The 13,074-nt window shown below is 32.2% G+C and carries 15 protein-coding genes; 11 read left to right on the plus strand and 4 right to left on the minus strand.

The genetic code is table 11. The features are described 5' to 3' along the window. Positions 1-10 precede the first annotated feature (10 nt). Positions 11-385 carry a PepSY domain-containing protein gene (locus K8N75_RS04920; protein WP_223791005.1) on the plus strand — a complete coding sequence of 125 codons (375 nt, stop codon included), beginning with the start codon at positions 11-13 and terminating at the stop codon, positions 383-385. Between the two features lie 142 nt (positions 386-527). Here K8N75_RS04920 and K8N75_RS04925 read toward each other — a convergent pair whose 3' ends face one another. From K8N75_RS04925 to K8N75_RS04940, 4 genes are all read right to left on the minus strand, one after another. Then, entirely contained in the window at positions 528-1,025 is a 498-nt protein-coding gene (locus K8N75_RS04925; RefSeq protein ID WP_223791006.1) for a hypothetical protein, read from the minus strand. Positions 1,026-1,226: 201 nt separating this feature from the next. Continuing rightward, complete coding sequence (locus K8N75_RS04930; RefSeq protein ID WP_223791007.1) at positions 1,227-2,006, minus strand: hypothetical protein; 780 nt, start codon at positions 2,004-2,006, stop codon at positions 1,227-1,229. A 279-nt stretch (positions 2,007-2,285) separates the two neighbouring features. Then, a complete protein-coding gene (locus K8N75_RS04935; RefSeq protein WP_081882625.1) occupies positions 2,286-2,429 on the minus strand; it encodes a YHS domain-containing protein in 144 nt (47 codons plus the stop codon). 241 nt (positions 2,430-2,670) lie between these two features. Beyond that, the gene (locus K8N75_RS04940; RefSeq protein WP_223791008.1) at positions 2,671-2,946 is read right to left on the minus strand and encodes a MoaD/ThiS family protein; all 276 of its coding nucleotides are present in this window, start codon (positions 2,944-2,946) and stop codon (positions 2,671-2,673) included. Positions 2,947-3,171: 225 nt separating this feature from the next. On the opposite strand from K8N75_RS04940, the gene cysK reads away from it, so the two are divergent. The 10 genes from cysK (at position 3,172) to K8N75_RS04990 (ending at position 12,982) form a co-directional block, all read left to right on the plus strand. Next, entirely contained in the window at positions 3,172-4,161 is a 990-nt protein-coding gene (gene cysK / locus K8N75_RS04945; protein ID WP_223791009.1) for a cysteine synthase A, read from the plus strand. A gap of 111 nt (positions 4,162-4,272) precedes the next feature. Next, entirely contained in the window at positions 4,273-4,986 is a 714-nt protein-coding gene (gene cysE, locus K8N75_RS04950) for a serine O-acetyltransferase (protein ID WP_223791010.1), read from the plus strand. A 253-nt stretch (positions 4,987-5,239) separates the two neighbouring features. Beyond that, positions 5,240-5,632: a transcriptional regulator gene (locus tag K8N75_RS04955; protein WP_048190729.1), complete on the plus strand. Its 393-nt coding sequence runs from the start codon at positions 5,240-5,242 to the stop codon at positions 5,630-5,632. A gap of 273 nt (positions 5,633-5,905) precedes the next feature. Then, on the plus strand, positions 5,906-7,453 hold the full coding sequence (gene asnB / locus K8N75_RS04960; RefSeq protein WP_223791011.1) for an asparagine synthase (glutamine-hydrolyzing): 1,548 nt from the start codon (positions 5,906-5,908) through the stop codon (positions 7,451-7,453). Between the two features lie 103 nt (positions 7,454-7,556). Then, positions 7,557-7,772 (plus strand): Asp-tRNA(Asn) amidotransferase subunit GatC, encoded by a 216-nt coding sequence (gene gatC, locus K8N75_RS04965; RefSeq protein WP_048190731.1) that lies wholly within the window; start codon positions 7,557-7,559, stop codon positions 7,770-7,772. Position 7,773: 1 nt separating this feature from the next. Next, entirely contained in the window at positions 7,774-8,262 is a 489-nt protein-coding gene (locus K8N75_RS04970; protein WP_223791012.1) for an amino acid-binding protein, read from the plus strand. Positions 8,263-8,351: 89 nt separating this feature from the next. Then, positions 8,352-9,365 carry a homoserine dehydrogenase gene (locus K8N75_RS04975; protein WP_223791013.1) on the plus strand — a complete coding sequence of 338 codons (1,014 nt, stop codon included), beginning with the start codon at positions 8,352-8,354 and terminating at the stop codon, positions 9,363-9,365. A gap of 77 nt (positions 9,366-9,442) precedes the next feature. Further along, positions 9,443-10,648 carry a cofactor-independent phosphoglycerate mutase gene (locus K8N75_RS04980; RefSeq protein ID WP_223791014.1) on the plus strand — a complete coding sequence of 402 codons (1,206 nt, stop codon included), beginning with the start codon at positions 9,443-9,445 and terminating at the stop codon, positions 10,646-10,648. 206 nt (positions 10,649-10,854) lie between these two features. Then, positions 10,855-12,237 carry a Mur ligase family protein gene (locus tag K8N75_RS04985; protein ID WP_223791015.1) on the plus strand — a complete coding sequence of 461 codons (1,383 nt, stop codon included), beginning with the start codon at positions 10,855-10,857 and terminating at the stop codon, positions 12,235-12,237. A gap of 13 nt (positions 12,238-12,250) precedes the next feature. Beyond that, positions 12,251-12,982 carry a type 1 glutamine amidotransferase gene (locus K8N75_RS04990; RefSeq protein WP_223791016.1) on the plus strand — a complete coding sequence of 244 codons (732 nt, stop codon included), beginning with the start codon at positions 12,251-12,253 and terminating at the stop codon, positions 12,980-12,982. Positions 12,983-13,074: the final 92 nt, after the last annotated feature.

Below are 13,074 nucleotides of genomic sequence, written 5' to 3' on the forward strand. Positions count from 1 at the left end.
GGGGAAATTTATGATGAAAAAAATCATAGTGGCCTTGGTAATTTTAGTGGCTGTCCTTGGTTTAGGATTCGCAACTATAGGGAATACAGCTAAAAAAAATACAACAAACAATACAACAAGTCCAGCAACACAGCAAATTGTAACGAACACTAACAATACAACAGACAACAGTACAAATACAAATATAACTTCTGCAGAAGCTCAGAAAATAGCCAGTAAATACATAGCAGTATCAGGTGCTATTGCAGGCACACCAACATTAACTAAACAAAACAACAAATTGGTATACATTGTACCAGTAATAGACAATGGAAAAAATGTGGGTGAAATTGATATAGACGCTCAAACAGGTGAAAACCTAGGAGGAGCAGGTGGAGCTCCATAAGAATCTGTTTTAAGTAAAATGGGAACTAAAAACTTATGTCCCATTTTATATTTTTTTTTAAATTTTAAATATCTTCTATAACATGCAAATATTAAATCTATTTTATTGATTTTTATATTTTATGAAAAGATCATGAAAGAAATTAGTTCTTCTTGTATTTATTAAAACTTTCAGGAAATCTATTCATTATAAAATCTGTTAAACCCCTATTTTCAAGGTCATGAATAACCAGTTCCATAAATTCAATTTGATCTTTAGAATCTTCAACAAATTGGTTCTGTGATTTAATTTGTTTTCTTGCATTGTCAAGCTGGTTTTTAGTGACCTGCAATCTGTGAACTAGCTGATTATGTTCTTTTTTTAATTCTTCAAATTTACCAAATTGAAGACTTATGTCCTTAAATTCCAGTTTATTTAATCGTTTTTCAATGATAATTTTTTCATTAAAAACGTCATGGATCCTTTCATTTGCATATTCAAGTCTTTTTTGGAGTTTTAACACTTCATTATGCTTTATTTTTAATTCTTTTTCCAGTTCTTCAGATAAATCATGAGTTTTGTCTGGATCATTTTTTTTAGACTCATTGGTATCCTTCTTGGAAACTGGGCTTAATTTTTCAATTTGAGAATTTTCTTTCATTATTTGGACCTTCTCATATCAATTGATATATAATCTATTCTAAGTAACGAGTGTCTTATATAAACAGTTATTATCATTAAAATCAGAATATAATTATTGGACCTTTTAAATGAAATATATGGTTAATGGAGGGTTATTATTCTTTTTTATTAATGTACAATCTAACTAAATAAAATAAAAAATTAATATATTACCTGTTTCTTATCCATATTCATAGCTATTTTGGTTGTTTTTATAATATTCACTGGTATTAGTGTGGGATTCTTTAAAATCAAAGTTTAATAAACCTTCATTATAATTATTTTGTAATTCAGTTGCATGACTTAATTCGAAGTTTGTATATGGATTATTCATGTATGGAAAAATCATTCCATAGACCATGTATACATACGCTGGAATTAATCCGTACTGTTTTGTTAGTATCTGGAAATATAATGGAAAACCATCACCCTGGACCAGTTGAGGATTATCTGTTCTTGCGTTGCCATGCCATATTATGGGAATTGGGCCGGTTTGATTATGTTGTTTTGCAAGGGTATTGACATGGTCCATCATCTCATCGTATGTATCGTAAATTTTTCCATCGGACATATATTTATATCTACCATCAGGAACTCCGTATAATGCCACTTTAAGAGAATCTATAAAGTTAATTTGGTTTAAACCAGCCGAACCTATTCCCTGTGTGTCAATAAAGGCCACTTCTATTATATACACATTTCCTTCAGGATAACTTTTGTAGTTTGAACCTCCAGCCATGTGTACTACTAAAGCTGTTGGGGAGTTTCTTTCTTGTGCTAACTCGGCCAACATTTTTGAATGTGGATGTCCTGGATAAAAGTCTGGATTTAAAAGTTTAACAAATGCCAGCCTTCCTAAAGGTTCAATTGGGCCATTTGAAACTATTTCGTATGAATAACCTACAGAAATAGCTATAATCGACAGTATAACAACAAGAAATATGATTATCTTTTTTGCCATCAGTTTATTTATATACTCAATAAAGATTATATTTACTGTTTTCACACTAACTATTCAATTGAACCTTTGCTAAAGGAATGATATATTACTAAATAGTTTATTATCTCATATTATTTCCATTATAATAATAAAACTGTATTCTTGGACCTATATATGAATATAAGTATGATTGATGGGTATTATATATTGAGTTAATTTTTTTAGCATGAAAAATTTATAATTTATAATTTAGAATTAATATTAAAATTTTAAATTGAAAAATAAAGAAGGGATATCTCTTTATTCTGCATATTTTTCAGGATTTTCATCGAATTCTTTTTTACATCCTGGGGCGCAGAAGTAGTATTTTTTGCCTTTATATTCACTTACCCATTTAGCACTTTTTTCTTCCACATCCATCTTACATATAGGGTCTACTGCCATATTTTCTCCTCCAAAAATATTTTAAATTTTTTAAATTCTAAAACAATTAATTCTTTTTCTATTGGTTTGTTCATTTACGCAATATGTATGAGTTTAATTATAGTATATACTTAAAAATAGATAAAATTTATTATTTTAATATGTTCTAAGAAGAGTTATCATGAAATAGAGGTGAATTTAAAATTGATTGATCTACAAATATACTATTCCAATGAGGTTGATATTAAATAGTATGTATTAATTAACCGCCTGCAATGGTTTGGAACATTACAATTTGATCTCCATCTTTTAAAGGAGTGTCTAGTCCATTAATATCTCTTATGTCTTCTCCATTGATCATGACTTTCAGATAATCTCTGAGGTTTCCATTTTCATCAAATAAGACTTCTTTGAAACTTTCATCATATTTCTTACATAAAAATTCTACGAGAGTTTTTATATCTGGAACATCCTCAATTTTGATGTTCTTTTCTCCTGTAATATCAATAAAGCGTGTTAAAAATTTTATTTCTATCAATTGAATTCATCTCCTTTATCCATCAGTTTTTAACTCTTTTAAAGTTAAATTGGTAAGAATTTTTTGTAAAATCTTTGAAGGTTGTTTTTCTTACTCATTATATATAACTATTGTTAACTTCATAAAGGAAATTTCAATGGTAAAGAAAGAATACTATAACAACGTTATATAACGATAGTTATATATATTTAAAAAAAATAAAATAAATGCAAAGAAGGTGAAAAAATGGTAAAGATTCCAGAATTAACAAGGGGAATTGCAAATAACATTACAGAAACCATAGGAAATACTCCTTTAGTAAGATTAAATAAATTGACAAACGAATCGAAAGCAGATGTAGTGGTGAAAGTCGAATCTTTCAACCCACTCTCAAGTGTGAAGGATAGAATTGGTGTGGCAATGATAGAGGCTGGTGAAGAAGCAGGAGTGATCAAAAAGGACACAATTCTTATCGAACCCACAAGTGGTAACACCGGAATTGCCCTGGCTTTTGTTGCAGCACAGAGAGGATACAAACTCATCCTAACCATGCCAGATACCATGTCAATTGAGAGAAGGAAGTTGCTTGCTTTGCTTGGGGCAGAAATTGTACTTACACTTGGGGCCAAAGGTATGAAAGGAGCTGTTTCTAAAGCAGAAGAATTAAATGCTGAAATTTCAGGCTCTGTAATGCCCCAACAGTTCAAGAATAAAGCCAACCCTAAGATACACAGGGAAACCACAGCTCCAGAAATTTGGAGAGACACCGAAGGAAAGGTGGACATATTAGTATCTGGTACAGGTACTGGTGGAACAATAACAGGTGTTGGACTGGCCCTTAAAGAACTCAAACCCAGTGTGAAAGCCGTGGCTGTTGAACCTGTAAAATCTCCTGTACTTTCAGGAGGAAGTCCAGGTCCACATAAGATACAAGGTATTGGACCGGGTTTCGTTCCAGATGTACTTCAAACAGAAGTAATAGACGAAATTGTACAGGTTTCAGATGAAAATGCAGCAAAAACCCTTTTAAGACTCGCAAGAGAAGAAGGAATACTTGCTGGTATTTCATCTGGAGCTGCAACCTACGCTGCACTTCAATTAGCAAAAAAAGAAGAAAATAGAGGAAAATTAATTGTAGTAATTTTACCAGATACTGGAGAAAGATATTTGAGTATGGATTGGATATTTGATGACATATTCAAAACAACAGATAAGACATCGGATTTTACTAGTTAAAAAGTACAAATAATATAATATAATATAAAGGGAATTTGAAACAGTAAATAGTTAAATAATAAATTAATTTCCTGTTCATAATTCAATTTTTATGTTATCAATGGTGATTGAATGTTTGAAAGAATGAGAGAAGAAATACAGATGGTATTTGCAAGGGATCCTGCAGCTAGAAGTACTTTAGAGATTATTCTATGCTCACCTGGACTACATGCAATATGGTTACACAGACTTGCAAGCTGGTTTTGGACACGCAATCACATATTTTGGGGACGATTCATTTCAACTATTAACAGATTTTTAACAGGAGTTGAAATACATCCTGGAGCCAAAATTGGAAGAAGAGTTTTCATAGACCATGGCATGGGAGTGGTTGTTGGTGAAACAGCAGAGATAGGCGAAGATGTTCTAATATATCAGGGTGTAGTTTTAGGAGGTACCAGTCTTGAAAGATCCAAAAGACACCCCACAATTGGAAATGGTGTTGTAATAGGTTCGGGAGCTAAGATTATAGGCAATATTAAAATTGGTGATTGCTGCAAAATAGGTGCAGGATCAGTTGTTTTAAAACCAGCACCACCCGGTGCAACCATAGTTGGTATCCCTGGAAGGATTGTTCAAGAATCTAGAAAATGTGCAATAGACCTTGATCATGGCCAGTTACCAGATCCTGTTGCAGAAGTTATCAAACTTATACTGCAACGTCAAGATGAACTTGAAAAGGAAATTAAAGATCAGAAGATAAGTACAGATATTGCTAAGTTGAATCATTTCTTAACTAAAAAATCAGAAATAGAAGAAATTTTCACAGAAGGCGCAGGAATATAATATTTTCAACCCATTTAATTAAAACGCACAATAATGATAAAAAAATACTTTTTATTTTAAAGAAATGAAAGATGATAGATATGAAAGTAGTTATATATCAATTGTTATATATTGAGATATATTATTATAACATTATAAAATGAAATTAATATAACCAAAAAAATTCATTATAAAATGATTTTAATCAAAGAATAATTAACAATTCTTGTTTAATGTCATTTATTATAAATAAATTCAAAAAAGAGTGATTAAGATGAGACCCCCATGTGAAATAGTTGTATGGTATGTAATTCCAAGCATACGATCAGAGCTTGCTAAAGAGCTTCTAAATCTTGGAATGAAACAAAAAGAAATTTCAGAATTACTTGATATTACTCAGCCTGCAGTATCCCAGTATATAAGTGATAAAAGAGGCCACGGAATTAAATTTAACGATGAAATACATGAATTAATAAAACAATTTGCGGTTGATCTTAAAGAAGGAAGACTCAATCAAAGCAGTATAATATCAAGAATTTGTGATTTATGTAGAAAGATTAAAACAGAAGATGTAGTATGTCAGCTGCACAAAGAAAAAGATAACATACCGGTTAACTGTGATGCTTGTATGGGTTCAAATGCAGACCATCATTCTGAACCCCTGTAAATTATTCTACTACATTTAATCCATATTATATCCTATTAAATTTGTAATTTGGGCTATTTTTTATATTTAAATATTCTAATAATTTGAAACATTCCATTCTAAACCTATTTAGATAAACCCAAGTAAACTAAGGGATTTTAGAATAATAAATTTTTAAGAGATATAATTATCCGCTTATTATTTATTTAAATGAGATAACCGAGATTATATAATAAAATGACTTGAAACCCTAATACTAAGAATAAATAAATTTAAACTTTAAGGAAATAAAAAATGTGCGGAATTGTCGGTATAAAAGCATTTGATCATAATCAAGATGTGGGAAGTGACCTGATAAAAATGCTTAATACAATTAAACACAGAGGTCCTGATGGATCTGGAGTTTTCATAGGGGGGAAAACTGTACATGGCCCTTTGGAAAATTTAAAAACTCCAGAAGGTTCATTTGGATTGGGCCACAATCTGCTTTCCATTGTTGGAACAGAAGTTACACAGCCAATTGAAAAACATGGATTTATATTGGTTGCAAACGCAGAGATATATAATTTCAGACAGCTTAAGAGCTGTATCAAAGATAATTTTAAGACAAATTCTGACTGTGAAGTTATTATAAATGTTATTCAAGAATTTTATAATGGATCACTTATAGATGCTGTGAAAAAATCTCTTAACAAGTTAGATGGTGACTATGCATTTGCAATATACGATGGAAAAGACTGTGTGGTTGTAAGGGATCCATTGGGTGTAAAACCCTTGTATTATGGTGAAAATGATTTAAATGAATTTGCTTTTGCATCTGAGAGGAAGGCACTTTGGAAGATTGGAATAGAAAATGTATATACTCTGGCTCCCGATCATGTACTTTTTAATGGTGTACCGTTGAAACTTGATGATAGAGATAATTCAAACTGGAAATTGAATAATATATTTTCTTTTAATGATTTTAATGGTGGTAAAATAAATTCTAATATTGAATATCAAAATTTTATTGAAATTCATAATCAAGACCATAATAAAATTCAAATCAAAAATCTGTTAAAAGAACTGTTAGTCAATTCTGTTGAAAAAAGGATTAAAGGACTTTCCAGAGTGGGTATTGTCTTTTCTGGTGGTGTTGACAGTACAGTTATAGCTAGAATATCTCAAGATCTTGGAGTTGATACAACATTGTACACTGCAGGCCATGAGAACTCTAGCGATATGAAATTTGCTAAAAAAACTGCAGAAGATATGTGTTTACCCCTAAAAACAAAGATATTAGATGTTGAAGATATTAAATATTACACAGGTCTTGTATTAAATGCAATTGAAGAATATAACATCATGAAATTAGGAGTTGGAATGCCCGCTTATCTTGCATCTGAAATGGCCCATGATGATGGTGTCAAAGTAATGATGTCTGGTCAAGGTGCTGATGAAATCTTTGCTGGTTACCATCGATATACACAGTTTTACAGTGATAAAGGTGAAAAAACCCAAGAAGATCTTGAAGAAGATATTTTGAATCTTTATCATGTCAACCTGCAGAGGGACGATGCAGTTACAATGGCAAATAGTGTAGAGCTTAGGGTACCCTACCTAGACCTTGAACTTGTTAAAATGGTAATGAAAGTGCCTATGAATTATAAACTTGATGGTAAAGTAGATGGGCTGCGTAAATGTATCCTCCGAGAGATTGCCGCTGATATTGGTGTTCCATATGAAATTGTTAGAAGACCAAAAAAAGCTGCACAGTATGGTTCGGGTATTCACAAGATCCTTGTGAAGAAGGTTTTAAAGGATGAAAACTATAAAAATATACTTGAGGTATTGAAAAATTAGATGGAAATGGTGTACAAACAATAAGTGTTAAAAACATTTATGAATAAATTAACCATTATCAAGCTTAACAATTATTAATATTATTTATGATAGGGTGTTGGATTTGAAAATAGAAAAAGAAGCAGAAACCATATTGAAAAAGTTTTCAGAAGCGCTCAAGGACATCCCTGATCTTGAGGAAACCCACTACATGGTGGATAATGTAAATCTTTCGCGTGAAGATATTGCAGAAGATAAAAATCCTGAAAAAATTCTGAGAAATGCTCATACTGATGAAAATGGCAATATCATTGCTGAGAAAGGAAAATGGGTCAGATAATATGAGATTAAACCTTGTTTTAGAACTTTTAGATGTTCCTGGACAGCTTTTAGATGCACTGGATCCAATTGGAAAATTGGGTGCAAATATAGTTGCTGTTATACACCAGAGAGATGTTAAAACAGAAAGAGGAACTGTACCCGTCCATATAACATTGGAAGGGGATGATGAAACTCTTAAAAGGGTTTTAGATTCCATAGAAAAAATGGATATTCAGATAATGGAAGTTGATGGTGTTGTAAAAAAAGAGAAGATAACAACAATATTCATTGGCAATATAGTTGATCAAGATTTAAAAGAAACAGTCAAAGTACTCAACAATATCAACGGTGTTTCTGTGGCAGATCTAGACCTTAAAATGTCTGACAATCCAACTAAATCTGCATCAAGAATAGTTATAGAGGCAGATTATGGAATAAAAAAATCTTTGATGGAAAATATTAAAGAACTAGGCAGATCTAAAGGATTTTTAGTAATAAACGAGGTTTAAATAGTTAGAAATGTATTTTATGGTTAAATTTTTATTAGTTAATTTATCTAAATCCGATTTAACCTTCTTTTAATTTGGAGGAAGTTTTTATGAAATTATGTATCATTGGTTTCGGAGCAGTTGGAAAGGGAGTTTCAAGGGTAATCTCAATGAAAAAAGAGATTCTCAAGGAGAAATATGGTCTTGATATCAGCGTTGTGGCTGTAACAGACAGATCAGGAGCAGCAATAAATCCAGATGGACTGGACACAGATTTATTGATTGAAACCAAAGAAAAAACTGGTAAAATATCCGAATACCCTGAATACGGTGTTACAGATGTTACAGGAATACATGTACTAAACCAAGTGGATTATGACTGTCTTATCGAAGTGACACCAACCAATATAGATGATGGTGAACCAGCAAAATCACATATACTAACTGCAATGAACGATGGTAAAGATGTTGTAACATCAAACAAAGGACCACTTTCTTTATGTTTCAGTGAACTCATAGAAGCAGCCAATTCAAATAATTCAATATTTAAATACGAAGCCTCTGTTGGAGGTGCAATGCCCATTATAAATTTTGCCCATGAAACACTGGCAGGAAATGAGATATCTTCTGTACAGGGAATCTTGAATGGAACATGTAATTACATTCTTTCAAGAATGGCAAATGAAGGATCTCCATACGGCCAAACTCTTAATGAAGCTCAAGAGTTAGGTATAGCCGAGACAGATCCATATCAAGATGTGGAAGGTATAGATGCTGCATGTAAAATAGTGATACTAGCAAACTCTGTATTAAATATGAATGTGAGTTTAAAAGATGTTCAAATAGAAGGTATTTCACGAATTACACCCGAATCAATATCACTTGCTAAAAAAGAGGGTTTTCTAATCAAACTTATAGGTGAAGCTTCTCACAATAATCTGGAAGTATCTCCAAGGCTTGTTAGAGAAGGATCACCCTTTGCAGTTGATGGTACATTGAATGTTGCAACCCTTAGAACAGACCTTGCAGACGATGTTACTGTAGCAGGTAAAGGAGCAGGATCAATTGAAACTGCCTCTGCAATTTTAAGCGATATCATAAGTATATGGAAATCCAGTTTATAAAATTTATATTTCAAATTATTTTCAATCTTTTCTCATAAAATCGAAATAATACTATTCAAATTAAGGGATCTAAAAAAATGAAATATATTGTAGTTATAGGGGATGGTATGGCAGATCTCCCCATCAAGGAATTAAACGGTTTAACACCACTTCAAAGTGCTGAAACTCCAAACATGGATTTAATTGCATCAAAGGGAGTTAGTGGAATGCTTAAAACTGTTCCAGATGATCTTACTCCAGGATCCGATGTTGCGAACCTTTCAATCATGGGTTACAATCCAAAGAAGTATTATACAGGAAGAGGACCACTGGAAGCACCAAGTGTTGGTGTGAAATTAGATGAAGGAGACGTTGCATTCAGATGCAATTTCATAACAGAAGATAATGGAATACTTGCAGATTTTAATGCAGGACATATCAGTACTGTTGAAGCATCAGAACTTATAGAAACACTGAATCAAAAATTTTATCATTATGGAAAATTTTATTTAGGCACCAGCTACAGACATCTTTTTGTATTAAAGGATGAAAAATCGGCTTCTCTTAACTCAACACCCCCACACGATGTTGTTGGAGAAAATATTGAAGTAAATCTTCTAAAACCTGCTCATGATAAAAATGCTGTTTTGCTCAATAAAATAATGGAAGAATCTAAGGATATACTCATAAAACATCCAGTTAATGAGAAACGTATTACAGAGGGCAATTTACCTGCTAATATGATCTGGTTATGGGGACAGGGAGTTAAACCATCCATGCCCAGTTTTTCAGGTAAATATGGGCTTAAAGGTGCCACAGTTACAGGTGTTGATCTTGTTAAGGGTCTTGGTATTTATATGGGACTCAATAATATCCATGTTCCGGGCGCTACAGGATATTTAGATACGGATTATTGTGGAAAAGCTAAATATGCTCTTGAAGCATTGGAAACTCATGATATAGTTTTTATTCATGTGGAAGCACCCGATGAAGCGGGTCATTCAGGAGATCTTAAAGAAAAAATTATGGCAATAGAACGCATAGACAATAGAATTTTGGGCAAGATCCTTGATGAAGTTCCGGGGTATGATGAATATTGTGTTGCTATTCTCCCTGATCATCCCACACCCATATCATTGAAAACCCATACACATGACCCTGTACCATATTCAATGTGTTCAACATCAAATTCATGCGATGGTGTAACAAAATATGATGAATTTTCTGTAAGAAAAGGTGTTATGGGAATTAAACCAGGCTATGAATTCATTAAAAGCTTAATTAATTATTCAAATCATAAATAAATTTTTTTATATATATTAACTCTAAAAACAGTAAAATAATTCTATATTAAAACCAATTATTATATGAAAACAATATCAATCCATTTATTTGTTTACAAGAACTTTTATATAGAATGTTATCTAGACATTTACTTTCAATTATTAACTCTAATAATAAGTTTCATTAAATTATAAGATAATCCTGGGGAGGGTAATTTATTTTAGATTTGACACCATCAATTTTATTTGGTAAAATTACAAAATTTGCATTGAATATTGTTGGTATGACTGGAACTGCACTTCCAGGTAAAGTTGCAATGATGATCAATCCTGATCTACTGCTTATTTTAAATTCAAGATGTAAAAGGAAAGTAATTATAACGGGTACCAATGGTAAAACAACAACCAACAATCTTATAAATCATATATTAAACTCTGAGTACGAAGACATTCTTTCAAATCTAATGGGTGCCAATATGCCCCAGGGTGTTGCAAGTGCATTTTTAAACAACACAAAAAAAGTATATGATTGGGGTATATTTGAGGTTGATGAAGGATCGTTTCCCGATGTTGTAAAATATATAGAACCCGACTACGTTGTTATAACCAATTTCTTCAGGGATCAACTCGATAGATTCGGTGAAATAGAGAACACGTCAAATATTGTTTATGAGGCAATTAAACCGTTAAATACAACTTTAATTTTAAATGCTGACGATCCAATGGTTTCTAATTTTAAAGATCTTGGAAAAAAGAATGTATATTACGGTGTTGAACAAACAAAATTCAGCTCAAAAACACAGCGGGTTGTTGAATCACGTTTCTGTCCAATCTGTTCAAATAATCTCGAATATGAATACTTCAACTATGGACAGTTAGGTAGATATAAATGCAATAGCTGTGACTTTAAAAATCCTGATTACAACTACAGGGTATCTGAAATTGAGTACCATGATGATTCATACCATTTCAAGGTTGATAATTCCAAAGGTCAGACCAATGATGTTATCTTTAGATATGATGGAATTTATAACGCCTATAACTGCTGTGCCGCCATTGCATTTTCAATTGAAGCCGGTTTGGACATGGAGCAAGTAGTAGAAAGAATTGATAACTTTGATTACAAACTTGGTAGAATGGAAAACTTTGAGTTCCAAGATAAAATTGTTAAAATTGTACTGGTAAAAAATCCCATAGGACTTTCAGAAGTAATTAAAAGTATATCCAACGACAAGAGAAAAAAATCTCTTTTATTCATTCTTAATGATAATCCTGCTGATGGAACAGATGTTTCATGGATATGGGATGCAAATGTTGAAGCTATTAATGATATTGATAATCTGACATCAATACACTGCTCAGGAACAAGGGCAAACGACATTGCTCTCAGAATCAAGTATTCTGAAAGCAGCAAAAATAATATGGAGATTAACGATAACATGGAAGAATCAATTGAAAATGTGCTCAGAGAAGATGTTGAAATTATTTATATACTTCCCACTTACACAGCAGTTTTCCTGACCCGTGACTATATTATGGGACATCTAAACCATACAAATGCCCGTATCCCAAGGATCAAAGAGTTGATCAAATCAAAGATAGGTACCTAAAGGAGGAGATATAATGGAATTAAATATATTTCATATGTATCCCGACCTTTTAAATCTGTATGGGGATATAGGGAATGTAACATGCCTTAAAAAGAGGTGTGAATGGAGGGGAATAAAGATTAACATCGTTGATTTTTCACTTGGAAACGAGGCAGATATCAATGGTGCAGACATATTATTCATGGGCGGTGGCTCAGATAGGGGGCAGAACATTGTTTACTCTCACTTTTTAAAGTATAAAAATGATGTAAGCAATGCAATTGAGGATGGCTCTGTTTTTCTTGCAATATGCGGGGGATACCAGCTTTTAGGTGAAAGTTACATAGATGCCAATGGTATGAAAATTCCAGGGCTGGGAGTATTCGACTACACAACTGAAAGTGAAGTGGAAAGACTTATTGGAAATATTATAATTAAGAATAAACTTGGATTAAATCCCCAAACCATTGTGGGCTTTGAAAACCATGGTGGCAGAACATATCATGATTACAATGCACTTGGATCTGTTGTTGTTGGTAACGGTAACAATGGTAAAGATGAACTAGAGGGAATGATATATAAAAACTGCATAGGAACCTACCTTCACGGCCCTTTACTTCCAAAAAATCCCCATTTAGCTGATCATATCATATTAACAGCTTTAAAACGTAAATATGATATCAAAATTCTTGATGTTATAAACGATGACTTGGAATATGCTGCTCATGAAAAGGTTCTTGAACTGTATAGCAATGGGAAGGTTTAGGAATATTCTAGAAGTTTTTTTTTAATAATTTTCAATAATATTTATATTCATTTCATTTCAATAATATTTATATTCATTTCATTTCAATATAG

The organism is Methanobacterium spitsbergense (assembly GCF_019931065.1).
Classification (GTDB): Archaea; Methanobacteriota; Methanobacteria; order Methanobacteriales; family Methanobacteriaceae; genus Methanobacterium_B; species Methanobacterium_B spitsbergense.